The sequence below is a fragment of the Bradyrhizobium sp. dw_78 genome, assembly GCF_018449525.1.
GTDB lineage: Bacteria > Pseudomonadota > Alphaproteobacteria > Rhizobiales > Xanthobacteraceae > Bradyrhizobium.
In genome coordinates, this window is sequence record NZ_JAAVUS010000001.1 from 1219039 (window position 1) to 1241169 (window position 22131).

Consider the following 22131-nt stretch of genomic DNA (forward strand, 5'->3'; position numbering starts at 1 on the left):
CGGATTCGGGGCGCCGTCTGGCCGGTCCGGCATCATGTCCTGCCACGGTTGATCGGTTGACAGCCTTTCCGGAAGCGTCGATAGCCGACCCGGACCAAATCAATCGACCGAGCATTTTCCCGCGCAATGGCTCTCAGCGTCACATCCACCGAAGCCGAGGAGGGGCCGGTCACGGCGGGCTTTTGGGCCTTGACGCTCGGAAGCATCGGCGTGGTTTTCGGCGATATCGGAACGTCGCCGCTCTATGCGTTTCGCGAAGCCGTCGCCGGGGCCGCGCAAGGACATCCGATTACCCGGACCATCGTGCTCGGGGTTCTGTCGCTCATCCTGTGGGCGCTTCTGATCGTCGTCACCGCCAAATACGTTCTGCTGCTGTTGCGCGCCGACAATAATGGCGAGGGCGGCACGTTGTCGCTGATGGCGCTGGGCCAGCGCGCGATCGGGCGGCGAAGTCTGCTGCTGCTGACGCTGGGTGTGATCGGCGCGTCGATGTTCATCGGCGATTCCATGATCACGCCGGCCATTTCGGTGCTTTCGGCCGTCGAAGGCCTCAAGCTCGCGACCCCGGCGCTGGAACATTATGTGGTGCCGCTGACGATCTTTATTCTGGTCCTGCTGTTCGCGGTCCAGAGAGGCGGCACGGCGCGGGTTGCATCGGCTTTCGGGCCGGTGATGGTGGTCTGGTTCGGTTGCCTCGCGGCGATGGGCCTGGTCAACATCAATGACGATCCCTCGGTGTTGGCCGCGATCAACCCGTGGTACGGGATCGATTTCCTGCTGTCGCACGGAACCGTCGGAATGGTGACGCTGGGGGCGGTGTTTCTCGCGGTCACCGGCGGCGAGGCGCTTTATGCGGATCTCGGGCATTTCGGCCGCAAGCCGATCCAGGGCGGATGGCTCTATTTCGTGCTGCCGTCGCTCCTGATCAATTATTTCGGTCAGGGCGCGCTGGTACTTTCCAATCCCGCCGCGATCGAGAATTCCTTTTACCGGATGGTGCCGGAAATATTGCTGTTGCCGCTGGTCGTGCTGGCGACCGTCGCCACGGTGATCGCAAGCCAGGCGGTGATCACGGGCGCCTATTCGCTGACCCGCCAGGCCGTGCAGCTCGGCCTGTTGCCGCGTTTCGAGGTCCGTTACACCTCCGAGACCCATGCCGGCCAGATTTATCTGCCGCGCGTCAACCGGCTGCTGCTGATCGGCGTGTTGCTGCTCGTGCTACTGTTCCGCACCTCCAGCGGATTGGCCTCCGCCTACGGCATCGCCGTTTCCACGACCATGGTTGCCGACGGCATCATGGGCTTCGTGGTGATCTGGAAGCTGTGGAATTGGCGTGCGGCGAGCGCCGCGGCATTGATCATTCCCTTCGTCGTCGTCGATATGACATTCTTCTGCGCGAACCTTTTGAAACTGTTCGAAGGCGCATGGGTGCCGCTGTTGTTCGGCCTTGTTCTGGCGATCATGATCTGGACCTGGCGCAGGGGCACCGCGATCCTGCTCGCCAAGACCCGGCGCACTGAAGTGCCGCTCAAGGAGCTGATCGCAAGCCTCGAAAAGCGCCCACCCCACATCGTCAGGGGGACCGCGGTTTTTCTCACCAGCGATCCCAATTTCGTTCCGACCGCGCTGCTGCACAATCTCAAGCACAACAAGGTGCTGCACGAACACAACGTGATCCTGACGATCGAGACGGCACAAACGCCGCGGGTCGTTCCGGCCGAACGCGTCCGCATGGAAACGGTCAGCGATAAATTCGCCGTCGTCCGGCTGCGCTTCGGCTTCATGGAATCGCCGAATGTCCCGAAGGCGCTGGTGATCGCGCGAAAGCTTGGCTGGCAGTTCGACATCATGTCGACGTCGTTCTTCGTGTCGCGGCGCTCGCTGAAACCGTCGGCGCAGTCCGGAATGCCGAAATGGCAGGACCACCTGTTCATCGCGATGAGCCGCTCGGCGAACGACGCCACGGATTATTTCCAGATTCCGACCGGCCGGGTGGTTGAAGTCGGGACCCAGGTGACTATCTAACAAGCCATGCATTTTTTGCATGACGCTGGCCCGAAATCGGGCTATGCTATGCTCCGGACGCAGGACTATAAGCCGCGTCGCTTTACTATCGTGCAGTGAAGCATTTTCGAGGCGTCCATTCTCATGACGAGTGATGTTGTAGCGACCGCCGCGGAAATGCCGGCGGCAAACGGTCATGGCGACGCGCATTCCACGGCCGGCTTCAAGGCATTGATGCTGGGCAGCATCGGCGTCGTCTATGGCGACATCGGCACCAGCCCGCTCTACGCGCTGCGCGAAGCCGTCATTGCCGCCAGCGGTGGCGCCGGCAGTATCTCGCCGCAGGCGGTGCTCGGTGTTTTGTCGCTCATCCTGTGGGCGCTGATCGTCGTGGTGACCCTGAAATACGTGGTGATCCTGCTGCGGGCGGATAACAACGGCGAGGGCGGAACGCTGGCGCTGATGGCGCTGGCGCAACGTGCGGTGACGCGTGCCGCCGGCACGATCGTGCTGCTCGGCATCATCAGCGGCGCGTTGTTCTATGGCGACGCGGTGATCACGCCGGCGCTGTCGGTGCTTTCCGCGATCGAAGGCGTCAAGCTCGTCACCGCGGCGTTCGATCCCTATGTCGTGCCGGTCACGATCGTCATCCTGCTCGTGCTGTTTGCGGTTCAGTCGCGCGGCACGGCGCGCGTCGCGGCCTTCTTCGGTCCGATCATGGCGATCTGGTTCGCCGTCATCGCGATCGCGGCGATCACCCCGATCATGCGGCATCCCGAGGTGCTGTTTGCGCTCAATCCGTTTCACGCTGTCTGGTTCATGCTTCATCACGGCATCATCGGATTTGTGACGCTGGGCGCGGTGTTCCTGGCCGTCACCGGCGCCGAGGCGCTCTATGCCGATCTCGGACATTTCGGCAAACGCCCGATCCAGACCGCGTGGCTGTTGATCGTGCTGCCGTCGCTGGCGCTGAATTATCTCGGCCAGGGCGCATTGCTGATTGCAAATCCGCAGGCCGTCGAAAACCCGTTCTTCCTGATGTTTCCGGATTGGGCGTTGCTGCCGATGGTTTCGCTTGCCACCATTGCGACCGTGATCGCGAGCCAGGCGGTGATTACCGGCGCCTATTCGCTGACCCGCCAGGCCATTCAACTCGGGCTTTTGCCGCGATTTGAAATCCGCCACACCTCCGAATCCCATTCCGGCCAGATCTACATTCCGCGCATCAACATGCTGCTGCTGGTCGCCGTGACGCTGCTGGTGCTGATGTTCCGCTCGTCGAGCGCGCTGGCGTCGGCCTACGGAATCTCCGTGACCGGCACCATGGTGGTGACGGGCATGATGGGTTTCGTCGTCATCTGGAAAGTGTGGAAATGGTCGGCGGTCGCGGCCGCAGCGCTGATCGCGCCGTTCTTGTTCCTCGATCTTACTTTTCTCGCCGCAAATCTTTTGAAAGTGCTTGAAGGCGGGTGGGTGCCGCTGGCGCTGGGCGCGGTGGTGATGCTGCTGATGTATACGTGGCGGCGCGGCAGCCGGCTGTTGTTCGAGAAATCGCGCAAGCTGGAATTTCCGCTCGCCGACCTGGTGGCGATGCTGGAGAAGCGGCCGCCGCAGCGCGTCCCCGGCACCGCGGTATTCCTGACCAGCGATCCCGTCAGCGCGCCGACCGCCCTGATGCACAGCCTGAAGCACTACAAGGTGCTGCACGAGAAGAACGTCATTCTCACCATCGAGACCGCGCCGACGCCGCGGATCAATCCCTCCGAACGGGTACGGCTGGAGGAGATCAGCCAGACCTTCTCCAAGGTGACGCTGCGGTTCGGCTTCATGGAATCGCCAAACGTGCCGAAGACGCTGGCGATCGCCCGCAAGCTTGGCTGGCATTTCGACATCATGTCGACCTCGTTCTTCCTGTCGCGGCGTGCGCTGAAGCCGGCGGCGCATTCCGGCATGCCGCGCTGGCAGGATCATCTGTTCATCGCGCTGAGCCGCACCGCCAATGACGCGACCGACTATTTCCAGATCCCGACGGGACGTGTGGTCGAGGTCGGAACCCAGGTCACTGTCTAGATTCACCGTCTGGATTGAGCTCGCCTCATAAACCGTTCGCGGCGCTTGATTTTTTCCGCGCAAGAGGCGACTTTGGCCCCCGGCCGAAGGGCATCGGCAGCGCCGGATTTGCCCTTCAAATTGAATCGTCGGGAGGATGAGCGTGGCGAACCAGGTACAAGATCTAACCCCGCAGGACGTGTCGGACGGCATAGCGGAGGGACGCTATCTCCTGGTCGACGTCCGCGAGCCGAATGAGGTTGCTGTCGAAGCCTATCCGGACGGCGTGGTTGTTCCGTTGTCGAGCTTCGATCCGAAAAATATTCCCGATCCGCAGGGCAAACAGGTGGTGTTCGCCTGCCGCTCCGGCAAGCGGTCGGTGACGGCGTCGCTGGCGGCGCAGGCCGCGGGGCTGCCTTACGACAAGCACCTTGCGGGAGGCATGTTGGGCTGGAAGGCCGCCGGGCTGCCGATCAAGACCGGCGGCTGATCGATCCATGATTTCGATGAACAAGGTCTTCGCAGACCTTCCTGTCACCATTTTCGAAGCCATGTCGCAGCTTGCGCGCGACAACAATGCCATCAATCTCGGCCAGGGTTTTCCGGACGATCCGGGGCCGGCGGACATTCGCCGCGCGGCGGCGGATGCAGTGCTGGACGGCAATAACCAGTATCCCTCGATGCTGGGGATTCCCGAATTGCGGCAGGCCGTCGCCTCGCATTACGGGCGCTGGCACGGGCTCGATCTCGATCCGATGACCGAGGTGATGGTGACCTCGGGCGGCACCGAAGCGCTGACCTCGGCAATCCTCGCCGTGGTCGAGCCGGGCGACGAGGTCATCGTGTTCCAGCCGGTCTATGATTCTTACCTTCCGATCATCCGCCAGGCCGGCGGCATCCCGCGGCTGTTGCGCCTCGAGCCGCCGCATTGGCGGCTTTCCGAAGAGATGCTGCGCGGCGCCTTCAACCACAAGACCAAGGCAGTTCTGTTCAACAATCCGCTCAATCCTGCCGCGGTGGTCTATCCGCGCGAGGATCTGGAATTGCTGGCACGGTTTTGTCAGGAGTTCGATGCGGTCGCGATCTGCGACGAGGTCTGGGAACACGTGATCTTCGACGGCCGCGAGCACATTCCACTGATTACGATTCCGGGAATGCGCGACCGCACCATCAAGGTGGGGTCGGCGGGCAAGATCTTCTCGCTGACGGGCTGGAAGATCGGCTTTGTCTGCGCCGCGCCGCCGCTGTTGCGGGTGGCGGCGAAAGTACACCAGTTTCTCACCTTCACGACCGCGCCGAATCTCCAGGTGGCGGTCGCCTATGGCCTCGGCAAGCCGGCGGAATATTTCCACGACATGCGCAAGGATCTGGCGCGCAGCCGTGACCGCCTCACCAAGGGGCTGGAGAGCCTCGGCTTCCCCGTGCTGCCGTCGCAGGGCACTTATTTCCTCACCGTCGATCTGTCGCCGCTTGGTCTCAACGAGACCGATGAAGCCTTCTGCCGGCGTATCGTGACCGACTACAAGGTGGCGGCTATTCCGGTATCGGCTTTTTACGAGCAGGATGCCGTGACCTCGGTGGTGCGATTTTGCTTTGCCAAGAAGGATGCCACCCTCGACACGGCGCTGGAGCGCTTGTCGGATGCGATCCATCGCCGATAGGAGGGGATATCATGCGCCGATCGCCTTGCTGCCGTATCCGGCGTGTGGCCGCGATCGCCATGATGCTGACGGCCATCGCGTTACCGGCGAGGGCGCAGGAGCGCGTCGTCAATTTCTACAACTGGTCGAGCTATATCGCGCCGGAGGTGCTCGAGAACTTCACCAGGGAAACCGGCATCAAAGTGGTCTACGACACGTTCGATGCCAACGAGACACTGGAGACAAGGCTGCTGGCGGGAAAATCGGGCTACGACGTCGTCGTTCCCACCGGCTATTTCCTGCAGCGCCAGATCACCGCGCATGTCTTTCAAAAACTCGACGCGTCGAAATTGCCTAATCTGGTCAATGCGTGGCCGGAGGTCACGCAGCGGCTTGCCACTTACGATCCCGGCAACGCCTATGCCGCCAATTACATGTGGGGCACGACCGGCATCGGCTACAACGTCAAGGCGGTGCAGAAAATTCTCGGTCCCGGCGCCACGATCGATAGCTGGGACATCGTGTTCAAGCCGGAGAACCTGGCCAAGTTCAGGGATTGCGGCGTCCACATGCTGGATTCCGCCGATGACATCTTTCCGGCGGCGCTGAACTATCTCGGGCTCGATCCCAATTCGACCAAACAGGCCGACCTGGAAAAAGCCGCCGATGTCGTGCTCAAGATCCGGCCCTATGTCCGCAAGTTTCATTCATCCGAATATCTGAACGCCTTGGCCACCGGCGAGATTTGCCTCGTGGTGGGCTGGTCCGGCGACATCATGCAGGCGCGCAGCCGCGCCGCGGAAGCCAAAAGCGACGTCGAGATCGGATATGCGATCCCGAAAGAGGGCGCGCAGATGTTCTTCGACAATCTGGCGATCCCGGCCGACGCCAGCCATGTCGCGGAAGCTTATGAGCTGATCAATTATCTGTACCGGCCTGACGTCGCCGCCAGGAATTCCGATTTCCTGTCCTACGCCAACGGCAACCTGGCGAGCCAGAAGCTGGTTGACCCGAAAATCCTCAACGACAGGAACATCTATCCGGACGAAACGATGCTGAAGAAGCTCTTTGTCATCAGTGCGCGCGATCCGGCGACCCAGCGCATCATCAACCGTCTCTGGACCAGGGTGAAAACGGGCAGGTGACAATCGCCGTTCCGGTTTCGGTGCGAAGCATCGCCTCGGAATGACTTTCCGGTGTGATTATCGCCAGCGGCGGTGCAGCCAGAGCCACTGTTCCGGATATTCGCGGATCCAGCCCTCGATCACCGAGGTGATCGTCTGCGTCGTTCCCTGAACATCGATCTTGCCCGAAGCATCGCGTACCGGCTTCACCTCCTCGGTGACTTCGATGCGGAAACGATGTCCGGGCAGGCGGATAATCCGGACGCCGTGGATCGGGCACTCGACCTGCCGCAGCAGCCGGGCCAGCATCGGATTGGCCCTGGTTTTGCGGCCGAAAAAGGTGACCTCGACGCCACCGGTCAGATACTGGTCGACCAGCATGGCGACGTGCTGGCCTTTCTGCAGCGCGTCCGCGAGCCTGAGCGGTGCGTCGCGGCCGGCCGGAATCAATGTTCCCATTTTAACCGCGCGCATCTCCTGGATGATGCGATCGGCGGAAGCGCTGTTCGGCCGGCGATACAGGATCGCGGCATCAAGCCCGTGCGCGACGGCGGCAACCGCGGGCAATTCCCAATTGCCGAGATGGCTGGCAAAGATCAGCGCCGGCTTGCCGTCGAGCCGCAATTGATGAAACAGCTCAAGGCTGCGCGGCGAGACTTCGATACGGCTTGCCTCCGGATGGGCCTCGTCGAAATCCCAGACCCGATCGAGATGCGCGAATTCGGCGCCGACACGGCCAAGATTGTCCCAAACTCCGGCCAGGATCGCCTCGATCTCTTCGGGGGATTTTTCCGGGAACGCAGCCGTCAGGTTGGCGCGGCCGATTCTTTGTTCACGAAGCGCAGGGCCGATGAAACGGGTGACGCGGCTGAACAGGTTTGCCGTCTTGATGGGGTCGAAATAGCGCGTGGTGCGCAGCATGCCGACCGTCAGCGCGCCGACCGCGGCTTCCCCGAGCGGCTTGGTGGCCGCGCGAATACGGGCCTTGCTGCGAGCGAGAACGGGAGCCATCAAAAACCGGCGCCGGTTTTGCCGTGAAGTTCCCGGTCTTCCATCCGCTTCAATGCGCCGGCAGCATGCGCATCGCCGCTTGGTGGCATCCTATCGACCGCCGGCATCGGACTGCCTGCGGTCAGATCGGTTCGCGCGTCAAGATCAGCGAGGCATTCTGGCCGCCGAAGCCGAACGAATTCGACATCACGGCGGTGACGCGGGCGTCGCGGGCCTTGTTGGCGACGACATCGAACAGAATCGTCGGATCCGGCGTTTCATAGTTGATCGTCGGAGGAATCCGCTGATGTTCAAGCGTCAGCAACGAGAATACCGCCTCGACCGCGCCCGCCGCCGAGATGGTGTGACCGACCATCGACTTGTTCGAGGACACCGGGATTTTCCCGGCATGTTCGCCGAACACCGTGGAAATCGCCAGATATTCCATCTTGTCGTTTTCCGGGGTCGCGGTGCCGTGGGCATTGATATGATCGATCTGCTCCGCCGTCATGCCGGCGTCGGCCAGCGTCTTGCGCACGCAGCCGATGATCGGCTTGCCGTCGGGGCTGGAGCGGGTGCGATGGAAGGAGTCGGTCAGCTCGCCGCAGCCGGCCAGAACGCCGAGGATCGGCGCGCCGCGCGCGATGGCGGCATCGTAGCTTTCGAGCACCAGCGCGCCAGCGCCTTCCGCCATGACGAAGCCGTCGCGGTTCTTCGAGAACGGCTTGGACGCGCCCTGGGGCGGGTTGTTCTGGGTGGAGAGGGCCGACAAAAGAGAAAACCGGACTACCGCCTCCGGATTGACCGAACCGTCGGTCGCCACGCACAACGCGGCATCCGTCTCGCCGCGGCGGATGGCTTCGACGCCGAGCTGGATCGAGGTCGCGCCGGAGGCGCAGGCGGTCGACAGCGAAATCGGAGATCCCTTGGTGCCGAATGTTTCGGCCAGATAGCTCGCCACCGATCCGAACGTAAAACGGCGATGATAGGAGTTGTACTTTCCGCCGCCGCACACGCGGAGCAGATCGTTGTAGTCCAATTCCTGCTTTCCGGTGTCGTGACTCAATTCCCGCCGTTGAGGCCATTCGAGCTCGACCGGCGGCACCGCCAGAAACAACGGTCCCGGGAAGTCGCCCTTGCTGCCGCGGCCGGACTGCTCGAGCGCTTCTTCGGCGGCCATTTCGGCCAGGCGCTGCGAAAGTCCGGGCGAGCAGAAGAACGGATCGACGGTGACGAAATCGACCGTTCCCGCCATCGTGGTCTTCAAGCCTTCGATCGGGAAACGCGTGATGGTCCGGATCCCGGACTCGCCCGCGGTCAGTTTCGCCCAATTATCGGTTTTGCCGGCGCCGAGCGATGTCACGACGCCCATGCCGGTGACGACGACGATCGGCCTTCCAAATTTGTCGCGTGATGCTGTCATGGTTCCCCTACCGGTCAGGCCGCTATGCTCACTTGATCGCCTCGACCAGGGCCATGCCTTCACCCCGCCAGTGACTGGCCCCGATTACTACAATCTGGGCAGGCGGCTTGGACATTTCAATCTCCACGCCGGAGGAATCGGTCGGCGGAAACAACGCGCCGCGTGAAATCGAGAGAGCCGCCACGGCAAGTCCCAGCGGAAACTGGGCTTCCATCGTGTGGCCGAACACGGTGCCGGTCGCGCGTACCGCATAATCCGGATGCTCCGACAGAAACGCCCGTTCCTCCGATGTGGCCGGCTCCGCGCCGGTCGCCCCGGTCACGATCGCTTCGCCGCCGTCGAGCTTGCCGAGCTGCGACCACAGCTTTTCAAGCGTGGTCTTCATGTCGCCCGGCTGCTTGCGCCGCGACATGTCGGCGACCACGTTGGTCAGGCGCGCGTAGGGCTTGGCGCCCCGCGCTTCGGCATGCGCCCTGGATTCGATCACGAGGAAAGCTCCCGCCGAGCCCAACGCAAAGCCCGAGTGCTCGTGGCGTGACCAAACCGGTGCGAACTTGTCTTTGAGATTGTAGTCGCCGAATTCATAGAGCAGCAAAAGATCCCTGCGCTCGCCATTATGCGAGCCGCCGATCAGCGCGATGTCGCTTTGGCCGGAGGCGATCCGCGCCAGCGCAATCCGCGCCGCGTCCACGCCAGCGACTTCCTCGCCCATGAAGGTGCGCGACGTGCCGGACACGCCATGCACGATGGCGATGTTGCCGGCCAGCAGGTTGGAAAGCTGCGCCAGGAACAGGGTCGGACGCAGATCGCTCATCAGGCGCTCGTTCAGAAGGCCGGGATCGGAATTACCCTGGGCTTCCGCCGTCAGAACTCCGGAGTCGACCTTGAGATCGCGCTCGCCGCCGCCGGCGGCGACGATCATGTCCATCCGTCCGAGGATTTCCTTGTTGCCTTTGACGCCGGCGGAATCCAGCGCCAGCCCCGCGGCATAAGTCCCGATGCGCTGCCAGGCTTCCATCTGACGCTGATCGCCTTTCTTGGGGATCTGCGTATCGAGATTGACCGGTGCCCAGGGATGAACGACGTAGGGCGCAAAGTTCTTTTCGTCGACATTGATGCGACGTTGCTCGAGCGCATTCCAGTTCGCGTCCGGCCCTTCGCCAAGCGAAGTGGCAAGACCGATCCCGGTGATCCAGACTTCCGCCGGTCCCGACGTCGCAGATGTAGTCTCAGTCATTCGTAATGGCCTGTTGCGGAAAGCCGATGCGCTTGGCTACGGCGTCCATGTGTCCGCGCAAATCCGCGTTGGGGAAGGGGATGTGGCTGAAGGTAAGCGTCGCGTTGGTCCTCAGCTTGCCGCCGACTTTGATCTTGGCTTCTGTTATCGCATAGCCGGAGCCTTCGTAAACCATGCTGGCGTCGATCGTCAGCAGTTCCCCGGGAGCAACGAAGCCGCGCATCTTGGCTTCCTTGACCGCGGCGAGAAACGGCATGCGCTCGAACTTCATCAGCGAGATCAACAGCCAGCCGGAGGTCTGCGCCATCGCTTCAATCAGCAACACGCCGGGCATGATCGGATAGCCCGGAAAGTGTCCCTCGAAGATGGTGTTGTGCTGAGGGACCTGCGCTTCGACCGTAATGGTCTTTGCGCCGATGTTGATGTCGACGATCCGGTCGATCAGCTGGAAATATTCGAGGTGCATGGCAGGCGGTTAGGTGCCCGCATTCTTGGCCGCGACCAATTCGTCGATGCGCGCGCAGAGGTTTTTCAGGACGAAATATTGTTCGGTGGTCGCCTTGCCGTCGTTGACCTCCTGGGTCCATTTTTCCAGCGGCAATTTGATCCCGAATGCCTTGTCGATGGCAAACGCGATGTCAAGAAAATCGAGGCTATCGATCCCCAGATCGTCGATGGCGTGGCTCTCCGGCGTGATCGTGTCACGCGGTATGTCGCAGGTCTCGGCGATAATCGTGGCGACCTGATCGAATGTGGATGACATCACTAAGCCTTTGATACATTGGTGATAATTTTTCGGCGACAGCGTGACGACCGGGCATCGCGCCCCCCCGAATGCCCGATCCGTCGCCCAGAGTCGACTGCCCGTATATCGGAGCGCCGCCCCGAGTTCAATGGAGGCTCGCAGGGTCCCGGCAGGATCGAATTCAAGGCCACCAAGCCCAGCCCCCCTGGCTTTGAAAACGTTAGCGCGGGATGGCTTTTCCTCGAATCGTCATCCAGCTCTAACTTTCTGTTCGAGCATGATCTTTTCGTAAAAGCCGGTGTCCACCCATCGGGTCGTAGTCCGAGGGCATGCTTTTCCGGATCATGCGCTAGATCGAGGGAGTCGTGATTTGAACGCAGTCACGCCGTCCCAGCAGCACGCAATCCTGAGTCCGCCGCAGGTCGGCAATGCTCATGACGAGCCATATCCCGATGGCTGTCAGCGCGACGACGAAGGCGAAGCCGGCGATGTTGGTCAGCATGCGCTGGCGGAAATCATCCGGCACCTCGCGGGGCCGTTCATAGCGGGACAGATCGTTCGGTTCCGGCGGATTGTCCTCCCGCCCGCCTTGCGCGTTCAGGTCTCTCCGCCAGCCCGGCGTCAGCACCGGCTTGCGCGGCCGGAATTGAAGCACGCGGTGCTCTTCTTCCTCCGCCACAATGGGCCGCTGGGTTTTCACCGTTGTCAGCTCCGCGACATCTTGAATTCAAATTAGCACGGCCGCGACGCGTGTCCCAGAAAATGTTGAGACGGCTGGGATGGCCGCGATCTATCCCGGCACGGTGTCGTGGAACCTGCCGTAATCGATTCGAAGGCGGCCGTCGTCCATCTCGCCGAGAATATCCGCGTAGCGATGCCCGAATAAAATATCGCCGTAATCATACGACCGTCGTCCATGGACGGTTTGCGCTGCAACAACATCATACCCGGACACCACCACGACAAGACCGACGCTGGATTCAGCGAGGTCATCGGCCGTTTGTCCATAGAGCGGGCTGTCTTCATCGATCACATGATAGAGCGTCCAGCTCAGCGCCAGAGCAGGGTGCTCGTTCCGCACCAGCGGCAGCTGGTAAAATCTCCGGAACGACCGTCCCTCGCAACTCACGACATCCTTGAGCAACCACATCTTGGCCGTGGCGTTGCCGATGATGTTGTGGCGCTCGTTGGCGAGGCGAACCATCAGGGTCGGCTTGCCGTCATGCGTTGAAATCACCGGATTGTCGGCGAACAACAGCCGCGCACTTGGCCGCGAGAAGCGGGCAAAGACCAGCCCGGTCATCAACGACATCGAGAAGATGCCCGTGAACAGCTCCACCGCCGCGATGAAATGCCCGTAATGGGTTTGCGGATGCATGTCGCCGTAGCCGGCGGTCGAAAGCGTTTCGATGCTGAAATAGAGATAGTCGATATAGGCGCCGCCAGGCACGTTTGAGATCGGCTGATCGCCGATCCAGTAAAACAAGGCGAAAATTGCGTTGAACAGGATGAACACCAGCGCGGCGCCGCCGATGAAGGAAGGCCAGGAGGCGGTCATGCAGCGATGGCTGATATCGGCCCAGAAGTTGAGGTGAAGGCCCTCGGCGACGATCTCGCGGCGGCCAAGCTGAACGATCCGCGTCCTCGATCTGTGCTCGCTCCGGCTTTTGTTCATGTTCAGAATCTGGAGACGTCCTTGAGCTAAGGAGATTTGATTGACGTTGTGAATGACGTTGCCATCATGGCATAATCACAGCGATTTAAGAGGCTTTTTTGCCGCCGAAACACGAGGGTACCAGTCATGGCCAACACGCGTGAACCACTTCTGGAGCCGGTGCCGATCCTTTCCCTCCGCCCGACCCAGATGACTGTCGGAATGAGAGAGGTCAAGGAAAAGCGCAAGCGCTGGCGTGAGCACAAATCAAAGAAAAAGCAGGCCGAGCTGCTGGGGAAGCACATGATCCCTGTCGTTCTCGGACCGGACAAGAATTATTATGTGGTCGACCATCATCATCTGGCGCGCGCGCTGCACGACGAGGGCGTGAAGGATATTCTGGTCACCGTCATCGGCGATCTCACCATGGTCGAGCGCGAGGCGTTCTGGGGCGTGATGGACAACAAGAGATGGGTCTATCCCTATGACGCCAAGGGCGAGCGCCGGCACTTCCGCGATCTTCCGAAGTCGGTGACGGACCTCAAGGACGATCCGTTCCGCAGCCTGGCCGGCGAACTGCGGCGCGTCGGCGGCTTTGCCAAGGATACCACTCCGTTCAGCGAGTTCCTGTGGGCGGATTTCCTGCGCCGGAAGATGTCGCGCAAAGGCATAGAGGACAATTTCGAAAAATCGATCGAGAAGGCGCTGCTGTTCGGGAAAAGCAAGGACGCCATCTATTTGCCGGGCTGGTGCGGGCCGGCGTCGGATGATTAAGGCCTGATCGGTTCTGATTGAATTGGAGCCGGGCTTCCGGAACGGGCGTCTTACTTCGGCAAGCGCCCCATCATGTAAAATTCGTCGTTCGGGCGCATGGAGGTCACGTTGGCCATGCGGTTCGACAGCGCAAAGAAAGCCGAGATCGCGGCGATGTCCCAGATGTCGTCGTCGCTGAAGCCGTGGCCGGCGATATCGGCAAAATCCTGTTCGGAAATCTTGTTCGCTTCCGTACTGACCTTCATGGCGAAGTCGAGCATCGCGCGCTGGCGCGGCGTGATGTCGGCCTTGCGGTAGTTGACGGCGACCTGATCGGCGATCACGGGATTCTTCGCCCGGATGCGCAGGATCGCGCCGTGCGCGATCACGCAATAATGACACTGGTTGGCGGCGCTGGTCGCCACCACGATCATCTCGCGCTCGGCCTTGGTCAGCCCGCTATCCTTCTCCATCAGCGCATCGTGATAGGCAAAGAACGCGCGGAATTCGTCGGGACGACAGGCCAGCGTCAAAAAGACGTTCGGGACGAAGCCGGATTTTTCTTGCACCGCGAGGATGCGGGTACGGATATCCTCCGGCAGCGCGTCGATGGCGGGGACGGGAAAGCGCTTGGCGGCGGGTGTCGCGATAGGCGTCATGCGATGGATTCCGGCTCGAGCCGCATCGTGCGGCAGCCCGAACCATAGTCGAAGATCGCGATCAGCGCAGCGGCTTTTTCAACAGCGAAAAGCGGTCGGGATCGAGACCCATCGACGGTTGCAGCATCGGGGCTTCCACCGCGCGCGACACCGGCCGCTCGCTGAAGCCGGAATCGCCGGAAACGTCGCGATTCGACGTGGCGCCGCGCCAGCGTTCGAGCACGGCGCCGACGAAATGCAGATCGTGACCGGCAGTGACCGACGGCGACGTCGCGATCGTGGCCTCGCTGCGCGGCAATTGATGCGCGGGAACTTCCTTGAACCGCAGCCGGGTCGGCAGCGCCACGCCTTCGCCGAAGGCGAGCACTTCGCGGGTGCCAAGCGAAGGCACAAAGGACAATAGGTTGGCCGCGGCGTCGGAGACCGCCGAGCGCAACAGCGACTGGTCGCGCTCGTTGGCAAGGCGCATGGTGAAGAGGGTGTTGCACTGGGAGATGATGGTGGCGTCGAGTTCGGCGGGCCGCTGGGTGACGAGGCCGAGATAGACGCCGTATTTGCGGCCTTCCTTGGCGATCCGTGAGATCGCCTTGCGCGTCGGGCCGAAACCGATGCTGCGGTCGGCGGAAGCGTAGCGATGGGCTTCTTCGCAGACGAACAGCAGCGGCGAGACGCCGTCGCTCCACAGACCGAAATCGAACGCCATGCGGCACAGCACCGAGACCACGGAATCGATCACTTCGGCGGGGAAGCCGGCCAGCTGCATGACGGTCATCGGCCGGCCGTTGGACGGCAGGCGGAACAGATGGCTGATGACTTCCGCCATGGTGTCGCCGCCGACATTGGCGCTGTCGAACATGAACGTATAGCGCGGATCGTTGCGCACGGTCTCGATGCGCGAAATCAGCTTGTGATAGACGATGCGCGACGAGCGGTTCTCGAGCTTGCCCATGCGCTCGTCGATCAGCGAGATCAGATCGACCAGGCGATAGGGGACCGGCGTATCGGCGGTATAGCTGACTGTCCTGGAATCGGCGCGCTTCAATCCAAGGCGATCGGAATTCTGGTATTGGGTATAGAGGCCCTTTGCCGCCGGAATGACTTCGGCGAGAACGTCGAGTTCGTCGGGGACGCCGGGGCGGCCGCCAAACAGCACATCGACGATTTCCTCGAAGTTGAACAGCCAGAACGGGAGCTTGAGGTTGCGTGGATTGAGAACCTGCGCGCGGCTGCCGAAGCAGCGGCCGTATTCGTTATGAACGTCGAGCAGGAAGATGCGCAGGTTCGGCCGGGACTTGAGAATTTCGTTGAGAAGCAGCGACACGCCGGTGGACTTGCCGACGCCGGTCGAGCCGAGCACCGCGAAGTGCTTGGAGAGCATTTCCTCGACATCGACATAGGCGGTGATGGAGGGATCCTGCTGCAGGGTGCCGACATCGATCTGGTCCGATCCGGAAGGCGCGTAGACCGTGCGCAGTTCCTGATGGGTGATCAGATCGACGGTATCGCCAATCGTCGGATAGTTGGTGACGCCGCGCTGAAATTTGGGCCGATCAGCCGGCCCGAGGATTTCGCCCAGCAAATCCACCGAGGCGCTGGCGATGTAATTGTCCGAGACCGGCAAATTTTCGCTGGATACTTCGGTGATCATGGCGACGATGGTGGAGACCGCGCCCCGGAGGCAGACGAAACGACCGACCGTGGCCCGTATCTCCGAGGTACCCATTTGGCTTGTCGCCAAAAGTCCGACCCGGGCAAGCGACCCGCGCACCGTAATCACACGTCCGAAGGATGTCACAGTGGTCAAGCCCATCACATGAGAAAGGCGCGCCCGCACGCGCTATGGTGATGAACTATGCAGACCGTGGTTGCATAAACGGTTAAACCGGCAAGGCCGGAGCTTTGTAAAATCTGCCGCACTTGGCCGGAGCTTCGCATGGTCCCATGCCGTCATCCCGGCGCATATTGCTGAATATGGCTGGAGAATCCTGATCTTTAGCGTCCGCGCGTTTATTGCGGGCGTAGATGGCGCTTTAATTTCTGGTTCACCATTGGCTAAGGAGAGCCGTCTATCGCGTTTCGGGCGAAAGCCTGACCCACTGGTTTCCCGATGGCCTGATATCAGGCAGATCGAACGCGGCGCGGCTTCGGGCGCGAAGCGTCTCCGCTTTTCGCCGATCGGTCGGAGGGGCTTGGCGCGGCGGCAATTTAAGGTAATTGGACACCACCAAGATCGAGGGGCCGCCTTAATTCCTGAATTCGTGACTTGACTATGTGTTCTATTTTTGTTCCGATACAATATGGACAACAGAATTAATGAAACGCGGCGTAAGATCAGTGCCTTGCGGGCAGAGATGCTGGCGGCTGAAGCTGCGATCCGTGATCGGATCAAGCAAGATCTGGACTATGCGGATTCCTCATTCCGGCTGTTGAAGATGCGGACCGAAATGGTGGCGCTTGTCGGCCGGTGGAAGGCCGCTGGCGGCACTGACCGGCTGCCCACCGTGCGCGAGCGCCTGAAGGAAAATCTTCGGCCTGAGAAAGCGCAAGATGATAAAACGCCGGGAAAGTCAAAGGCCAAAAAGCCAAGCGACAATAAGCCGAGTGACAAAAAGCCAGGGAATTGAAACGCATCGGCGTCGGAATGGTTGACGTCGGCATGCCGCCTTGGGAAGCTTCCGCTCGAACGGGGCGAACGCTGCGGGAGAGTCCCGGATGTCGCCGTAACCGGATCGGGAGTTCGTGATGTCAGATATTTTTTCAGCTTCCGAATTGGACGATCGGATCGCGATGTTGCGCGACAATATCCGTCAGCTTGTCGAGCAGGCCGCCGCGCAATCGGGAGCGGGCGATGAGGCGAGGGTTTCCGATCGTATCGCAGAGCAAACGAGCGAACTCGAGAAACTGGTGGCGGCCCGGGAAGCGCTCGACACCGGCAAATAGGCGCCGCTTACGGGGACGTTCTGCCGGCAAGACGATCAATCATCAATCGCTATATGCCGGCAGTGAGCGCCGTAATGGATTTCGCAAGATCTCCTGTGCGGACAGTGTGCCTTGTGTGGACAACGCGCAGAATTCGCCGGCCATAACGACTTCAGGGCGACGCGTCCCTACATCCACCTTAAAGACGAAGATATACGGCCGTGGCGGCGGTCATGCGGAGAGCGGGATGAGGAGCGCGGCGGACTTCAACAGGCTCTATCTGGAGCGCCGTGACCCGTGGGGGACTGACAGGGCCACGCGGCGCGACAGGGGGCTTGCGAAGGTCATCCCGCCTCACGTCGAGGGCAAGACCGTGCTGGAGCTTGGCTGCGGCGAGGGCCATCTGACGGCGACCATATTCAGCAAAGCGAGTTGGGTCACGGGCGTCGATATCAGCGCCGTGGCGATCCTCCGCGCCTCGGAGCGCCGCTTGCCGAACGCGACGTTCGTCGATCAGGACTTCATGGGCATGAGCTTCGAGGGCCGGGACGTGATCGCCGCGCTCGAATGCATCTACTATTTGTCACTGGAGGAGCGCGAGGCATTCTTCCGCAAGCTCGCGAAGGAGCACAGGGGCACGTTCATCATGTCTGCCCCGATCATCGGCGGGAAGTATTTCACGCATGAGGAACTCTTGGAGACCTTCAATCGCTACGGCCTGGGACTGATCAACTGGCGCAACGTCTACGCCTATCGCAGGCCCGGCGTTGGGGGCTTGGCGGCCTCAGTCGCCGCCCGTGTACCGCTGGTGCGGGACGCGGTGGTGGCGCTGTGGCCCGAGCGGTTCATGTGCCATCGGGCCTACGTTGTGAGGTGCGGTTGAAGCGTGTGGTGGGGCGTTTTGGGCCTTCGAGAAGGCCCGTATGATCGGGCTTTCCACGATGCCGCTGGGTTGGCTGGGGAACTAGGATTCGAACCTAGACAAACAGAGTCAGAGTCTGTTGTGCTACCGTTACACCATTCCCCAATTAAGCGATTGAATTATCAATTCTTTTTTCTAATCGCCGCGAGGATTTTTCCAAACCCGACGATTTGTAGGGGTGATATAGCGGTGTCGGCGTTCGTGGTCTAGTCCTCGTTGCTCACCACCCTCAGCCGCTTCTGGCCGTCGGCACCGACCTTCATCTGATCCTTGAAGCGCATGTAGTGCTCCACGTTCTGCCGCGACATGCCGATGTCGTTGGCGATCTGGTCGACCTCATATCCCTGTTCGGCACAGGCGAGGATACGGTCCCGCGCAGCCCGTGGATGGTGGGATGGTCGGCATCATCGGGATCAATGTCCCATTCGTACTTCTTGACCTGGGCGGCAACCCATTCCTTCCATCGGCGGCAGATGATGCGACCTTCTGCCGTATCGTTGAGCCAGCGGGAGCTGCTATCGACGCCGAACTGCATGACCTTGCGATGGAGATCGGCGGTGACCGAGGCTGATCCCCAGGCCGACGCCGCTGCGCAACTCGCCCGCTGGCTCACCGGGGGCTTTCTGCCGATCACGCCGGATGACGTCGCCACGGCGCGCATCGCTGGTATGGTCTTTCTGCCGCAGATCGGCGGCTTGGTGATGATGCTTGCGATGGCGCTATGCCGCGCGCAGGTCAGGCAGTACCAGGGGCAGGATTGAGGCGTTTCCGTCCCACTACTCGTCGTCCTCTCTGATTTGAGGCTTGTCGCGCAGCACAGCGTCTAGCAAGGAACGATGAACCTCGATTTTTCCATTGTAATTGATGAATCCCCGTTTTCTAAATTTGTTCATGAAGAAGCTAACCCGCGAGCGAGTGGTGCCTATCATTTCCGCCAGTGTCTCCTGACTGAGGGTTACCGGGATCGGAACTGGGCCGTCCTCCTCCCCGAAATTCGCCAGAAGCAATAGAAGACGAGCGAGGCGCCTCTCGCTGGAATTGAACAACTGGTCGATCAAGTCATCTTCTATTCGGGTGTTTCGGGACAACAGATAGGCCAGGAAGAATGCTGAGAACTTCGGTTCTTTGGCTAAGGCCGCCAACATTGCGGTCTTTGTGATGCAGGTGATCTGACACCCTTCCACAGCATGGCTCGTAGCGCCGCGTAATTCGGCTCCGTCGAGACATCCTTCGCCGAAGAACTGCCCCTCTTTCAATAACCCGATGACCGCTTCCTTCCCGTGTTCGGATATGACGGTGAGCTTGACCTTGCCGTTGCGAATGAAAAAGACCGCGTCGGCGGTGTCTCCCTGGCTGTAGATCTTCTGATTTTTCCGGTATCGCTTGATCGTCTTGCCTGCCCCAACCCTGCCAAGAAAAGCGAGCGGATTGAACTCTTTTGGACCTTGTGGAGATTTGGACATAGTGCTGCTCCGTCATTGGGCGGGAGCAAGACACTCTCAGTCACCGGTAGATACCGAAGGTGGACGGGTGATAAGGGGGTAATACCGCAAGCGGAGCAATGTTCCATTAGTCTTCAGATAGCACCAGCGACCACGCCAATGCGTTCAAGGCGGCGCCTGGTTTCCGCGAGCACGGGGCGTGCCGCATGCCGCGCTCTTGTCGATTTAGATACTGACTCCCTTCCATCCTGAAGATGGTTATTGGTCCTTTTGGGGAGCACCGGTCTTCGAATACGCGCTCTGCCGGGAGCTGTCATCCGCAGTCCGCGATTCTTCAGGGCCATGCAGAGACCCCACACTTTATACAAATCACGTCGATGTCCTGAGGGGCACCTGAGACCATAAAGCCTTCGGGTAGGCTATCGACGGTGATTAAGAATTCGCCATGAACAAGCGTTATCTCAAGCCCATTGTGGCGCGCAAGGTTGGCGGTCCCAGCCCTGCCACACTGGCGACATTTGAAGTTTTCAACCCAACGATCTGAGATTTCCATTTTTTCAAACATCGCCTTTATCGACCGCTTGCTTTAAGCGTTTCGCTCTTCAAGGAACCATCTACCCTGGATACACTTGGTTCATCAGGAAGGGTATCAACTCATGATGATTTTTATGGAGAAAATTGAGCCGCCGCCTGTGCCATTAACGGGCGACGAGGAGTTGAAGCTGAGATTAGAAGCAATCGAGAGCGAAAACCTTTGGGTTAAGAACTTTATCGACCACTTGGCCGGCGTCGTCAGGGATATGAAGCACTGAACGTGAAAGGCTGCCTCAGTTCCAGATCAGAAAGGAATTGCTCCAGCGTCTGGTCGTTTCCATTTTAGCTTTTCAATGCCGGTTCATCCGTGACCCGCGTAATCTCGACCTGGCCGGCAGGCGCCGACAGAGCACCGAATTTTGTCGTATTGGTGCAAAGTTCGTCGAGTGTTATGGCGATCGCAATGACGGCTTCGGATGCGATCTGGATGTCGGATCCTTGAATTGAGAACTTCGCTGCATCCGGATCATCGAATGGCTCGGTCGCGCCTCGGATGAGGGTTTGCAAGTCCGTACCGGTCCACCGTGCCTGCAGCAGGAGGTCATGAGCTCGTCCAAGAGCGAGCAATCGGCCTGCAATCGCGTGCTGAACATGTTCTGCGCTCGGTGCAGCGGGCGATCAGGCGTGGTCCATCATATTCCGCATTTCCAGAACCATTTCGCCGGATACGAGCGGCTTTCCGAAAAACCGGCTTAGGCGCGGAATATCGCCTCCAGACGGCCTCAATTGCCCCGAAACCAGAATGATCTTGATGGGCGGCCACCGCTTGTGGACGACATGGGCAAGCCGGAGCCCGTCCATGCTGCCGGGCATCTGGATATCGGTGAACAGCAAGGCAATATCGGATCTGGACTCGAGTATCGCAAAAGCTTCGTCGGCGTCCACGGCCTCGATCGACGTGTAGCCGGCATCTTCCACCATATCGACCGCCTGCATGCGCAAGAGAAACTCGTCTTCAACGACGAGAACAGCTCGCGCGGTTGCGGAGCGATCGATAAGCGTCATCACAGCGGCCTCACTTGATACGTCTTCCGCCGAAGAAGCCGGCGTTGGTGGTGTTCTGCCTGATGTTGGCAGTTTCGCCCTGTTCCGCTGCATTAATGTTTGCTTTGTTGGCCGGGGTGTCCTTGGTCACCTCGACATCGTCTCCGGTCCCCTTGTGGCTGCGATTAGCGGCTGGAACGGGCGGCATCGTGTTGTGGCGAGACATGGCAAATCCCTTTGTCAATCACGGGCCGCTTCCCAGCGGCCGCTGCATGCAATTCCAAGGGAGGCGCCATTCCACCTGCCCGAGCCGGCGTTGCCGTTGAGCTGGCCGCTGGCATAGACGCCCTGGATCGATACCTTCACGATGCCCTCACGCCCGATTTTACCCATCACATCTCCGGCGCCGGAAACCCTGCCGTCGAGAACAGTGAGCGGATACTGGCTGGAAGGCTCGCAACTGCCGGTCCTGGTCTGAATTTTCACGTTCCAGAGACCATCGTAAGGCGTCTGTGCAACTGCCGGTCCTGCCAGGAGCGCGGCCGCGACGAAGCTGAAAGCGAACATTTTTCGTATCTGCATATTTTTATCTTTCTCCGGTAATTATTGATTAGTGTACCAAACGCGCTTGTTGGACCGAGGCCCCTGAACCGCTATCGCGGAGGCAGGACGCGTCAAAGTCGGGCCAGACCTGGCTCGTGCAATTTCGGACGACGGGGCGAACGGCCAGCCGGTCCCCTTTCGGCAACGCGGCTGTTTCGCTGGCTTTCGCTTGAGGAGCCAAGGCTGGCAAAGCAATAACTGCCGTTCCCAAAAGCGAGAATATCGCTAGGGCCGTGAGAGATTTGATCATTTGGGATGCTGACTGTGGCGGGTCGCCGATCCCGCTACGCTCGGGGATCAATTGACAACAACGGCCGCGATACGAAGTTCCTCAAATGCGATCTATATTTAGACCTGATCCTATTGACGTCGATTTATTGACGTCTAGA

At 60.4% G+C, this 22131-nt stretch carries 25 protein-coding genes, 1 tRNA gene and 1 pseudogene; 12 read left to right on the top strand and 15 right to left on the bottom strand.

Annotated features, from left to right (window positions below; all coding sequences use genetic code 11):
* Window positions 1–126 precede the first annotated feature (126 nt).
* From HB630_RS05720 to HB630_RS05740, 5 genes are all read left to right on the top strand, one after another.
* Window positions 127–2025, top strand: coding sequence for a potassium transporter Kup (locus tag HB630_RS05720; protein ID WP_213770613.1), 1899 nt, complete (start codon window positions 127–129; stop codon window positions 2023–2025).
* Window positions 2026–2148: 123 nt separating this feature from the next.
* The gene (locus HB630_RS05725) at window positions 2149–4074 is read left to right on the top strand and encodes a potassium transporter Kup (protein ID WP_213770614.1); all 1926 of its coding nucleotides are present in this window, start codon (window positions 2149–2151) and stop codon (window positions 4072–4074) included.
* A gap of 136 nt (window positions 4075–4210) precedes the next feature.
* Window positions 4211–4543 (top strand): rhodanese-like domain-containing protein, encoded by a 333-nt coding sequence (locus tag HB630_RS05730; protein WP_213770615.1) that lies wholly within the window; start codon window positions 4211–4213, stop codon window positions 4541–4543.
* A 7-nt stretch (window positions 4544–4550) separates the two neighbouring features.
* On the top strand, window positions 4551–5714 hold the full coding sequence (locus HB630_RS05735) for an aminotransferase (protein WP_213770616.1): 1164 nt from the start codon (window positions 4551–4553) through the stop codon (window positions 5712–5714).
* Between the two features lie 59 nt (window positions 5715–5773).
* Window positions 5774–6838 carry a polyamine ABC transporter substrate-binding protein gene (locus HB630_RS05740; protein ID WP_249780704.1) on the top strand — a complete coding sequence of 355 codons (1065 nt, stop codon included), beginning with the start codon at window positions 5774–5776 and terminating at the stop codon, window positions 6836–6838.
* A gap of 57 nt (window positions 6839–6895) precedes the next feature.
* On the opposite strand, the gene HB630_RS05745 is transcribed toward HB630_RS05740, so the two are convergent.
* The 7 genes from HB630_RS05745 to HB630_RS05775 form a co-directional block, all read right to left on the bottom strand.
* On the bottom strand, window positions 6896–7828 hold the full coding sequence (locus HB630_RS05745) for a lipid A biosynthesis lauroyl acyltransferase (RefSeq protein ID WP_213770619.1): 933 nt from the start codon (window positions 7826–7828) through the stop codon (window positions 6896–6898).
* A gap of 121 nt (window positions 7829–7949) precedes the next feature.
* Window positions 7950–9230, bottom strand: coding sequence for a beta-ketoacyl-ACP synthase (locus tag HB630_RS05750; protein WP_213770621.1), 1281 nt, complete (start codon window positions 9228–9230; stop codon window positions 7950–7952).
* Window positions 9231–9258: 28 nt separating this feature from the next.
* Window positions 9259–10467 (bottom strand): beta-ketoacyl-ACP synthase, encoded by a 1209-nt coding sequence (locus tag HB630_RS05755; protein WP_213770622.1) that lies wholly within the window; start codon window positions 10465–10467, stop codon window positions 9259–9261.
* Window positions 10460–10933 carry a 3-hydroxyacyl-ACP dehydratase FabZ family protein gene (locus HB630_RS05760; protein ID WP_213770623.1) on the bottom strand — a complete coding sequence of 158 codons (474 nt, stop codon included), beginning with the start codon at window positions 10931–10933 and terminating at the stop codon, window positions 10460–10462. Before HB630_RS05760 ends, HB630_RS05755 begins: the two co-directional genes overlap by 8 nt.
* A gap of 9 nt (window positions 10934–10942) precedes the next feature.
* Window positions 10943–11230 carry an acyl carrier protein gene (locus HB630_RS05765; RefSeq protein WP_213770624.1) on the bottom strand — a complete coding sequence of 96 codons (288 nt, stop codon included), beginning with the start codon at window positions 11228–11230 and terminating at the stop codon, window positions 10943–10945.
* Between the two features lie 331 nt (window positions 11231–11561).
* Window positions 11562–11912, bottom strand: coding sequence for a hypothetical protein (locus tag HB630_RS05770; protein WP_213770625.1), 351 nt, complete (start codon window positions 11910–11912; stop codon window positions 11562–11564).
* Window positions 11913–12002: 90 nt separating this feature from the next.
* Window positions 12003–12887, bottom strand: a complete 885-nt coding sequence (locus HB630_RS05775) for an ion channel (protein WP_213770626.1) — start codon at window positions 12885–12887, stop codon at window positions 12003–12005.
* Window positions 12888–13013: 126 nt separating this feature from the next.
* Between HB630_RS05775 and HB630_RS05780 the strand changes: the two genes are divergently transcribed.
* Window positions 13014–13640, top strand: a complete 627-nt coding sequence (locus tag HB630_RS05780) for a ParB-like protein (protein ID WP_213770627.1) — start codon at window positions 13014–13016, stop codon at window positions 13638–13640.
* 50 nt (window positions 13641–13690) lie between these two features.
* On the opposite strand, the gene HB630_RS05785 is transcribed toward HB630_RS05780, so the two are convergent.
* On the bottom strand, window positions 13691–14278 hold the full coding sequence (locus tag HB630_RS05785) for a peroxidase-related enzyme (protein ID WP_213770629.1): 588 nt from the start codon (window positions 14276–14278) through the stop codon (window positions 13691–13693).
* 61 nt (window positions 14279–14339) lie between these two features.
* Window positions 14340–16088: an ATP-binding protein gene (locus HB630_RS05790; RefSeq protein ID WP_213770631.1), complete on the bottom strand. Its 1749-nt coding sequence runs from the start codon at window positions 16086–16088 to the stop codon at window positions 14340–14342.
* 487 nt (window positions 16089–16575) lie between these two features.
* Here HB630_RS05790 and HB630_RS05795 point away from each other — a divergent pair, with 487 nt between their 5' ends.
* The 3 genes from HB630_RS05795 (at window position 16576) to HB630_RS05805 (ending at window position 18080) form a co-directional block, all read left to right on the top strand.
* On the top strand, window positions 16576–16902 hold the full coding sequence (locus HB630_RS05795; RefSeq protein WP_213770633.1) for a hypothetical protein: 327 nt from the start codon (window positions 16576–16578) through the stop codon (window positions 16900–16902).
* 118 nt (window positions 16903–17020) lie between these two features.
* Complete coding sequence (locus HB630_RS05800; RefSeq protein WP_213770635.1) at window positions 17021–17218, top strand: hypothetical protein; 198 nt, start codon at window positions 17021–17023, stop codon at window positions 17216–17218.
* 226 nt (window positions 17219–17444) lie between these two features.
* Window positions 17445–18080 (top strand): class I SAM-dependent methyltransferase, encoded by a 636-nt coding sequence (locus HB630_RS05805; protein ID WP_213770637.1) that lies wholly within the window; start codon window positions 17445–17447, stop codon window positions 18078–18080.
* A gap of 70 nt (window positions 18081–18150) precedes the next feature.
* On the opposite strand, the gene HB630_RS05810 is transcribed toward HB630_RS05805, so the two are convergent.
* A tRNA-Gln gene (locus HB630_RS05810) sits at window positions 18151–18224 on the bottom strand.
* Window positions 18225–18513: 289 nt separating this feature from the next.
* On the opposite strand from HB630_RS05810, the gene HB630_RS05815 reads away from it, so the two are divergent.
* Window positions 18514–18690: a hypothetical protein gene (locus HB630_RS05815; RefSeq protein WP_213770639.1), complete on the top strand. Its 177-nt coding sequence runs from the start codon at window positions 18514–18516 to the stop codon at window positions 18688–18690.
* Entirely contained in the window at window positions 18677–18880 is a 204-nt protein-coding gene (locus tag HB630_RS05820; RefSeq protein ID WP_213770640.1) for a hypothetical protein, read from the top strand. Before HB630_RS05815 ends, HB630_RS05820 begins: the two co-directional genes overlap by 14 nt.
* Before the next feature lie 15 nt (window positions 18881–18895).
* Here the strand turns inward: HB630_RS05820 and HB630_RS05825 are convergent, their stop codons facing one another.
* On the bottom strand, window positions 18896–19582 hold the full coding sequence (locus tag HB630_RS05825; protein ID WP_213770641.1) for a Crp/Fnr family transcriptional regulator: 687 nt from the start codon (window positions 19580–19582) through the stop codon (window positions 18896–18898).
* 635 nt (window positions 19583–20217) lie between these two features.
* Here HB630_RS05825 and HB630_RS05830 point away from each other — a divergent pair.
* Window positions 20218–20373, top strand: coding sequence for a hypothetical protein (locus HB630_RS05830; protein WP_213770642.1), 156 nt, complete (start codon window positions 20218–20220; stop codon window positions 20371–20373).
* Window positions 20374–20437: 64 nt separating this feature from the next.
* On the opposite strand, the pseudogene HB630_RS28290 reads toward HB630_RS05830, so the two are convergent.
* From HB630_RS28290 to HB630_RS05845, 4 genes and pseudogenes are all read right to left on the bottom strand, one after another.
* Window positions 20438–20749, bottom strand: a pseudogene (locus tag HB630_RS28290) (HWE histidine kinase domain-containing protein); the annotation flags it as partial.
* 24 nt (window positions 20750–20773) lie between these two features.
* Window positions 20774–21160 carry a response regulator gene (locus HB630_RS28295; RefSeq protein ID WP_249780646.1) on the bottom strand — a complete coding sequence of 129 codons (387 nt, stop codon included), beginning with the start codon at window positions 21158–21160 and terminating at the stop codon, window positions 20774–20776.
* Window positions 21161–21170: 10 nt separating this feature from the next.
* Window positions 21171–21365 (bottom strand): hypothetical protein, encoded by a 195-nt coding sequence (locus HB630_RS05840; RefSeq protein ID WP_213770643.1) that lies wholly within the window; start codon window positions 21363–21365, stop codon window positions 21171–21173.
* A gap of 14 nt (window positions 21366–21379) precedes the next feature.
* On the bottom strand, window positions 21380–21721 hold the full coding sequence (locus HB630_RS05845) for a hypothetical protein (protein WP_213770644.1): 342 nt from the start codon (window positions 21719–21721) through the stop codon (window positions 21380–21382).
* Window positions 21722–22131 lie beyond the last annotated feature (410 nt).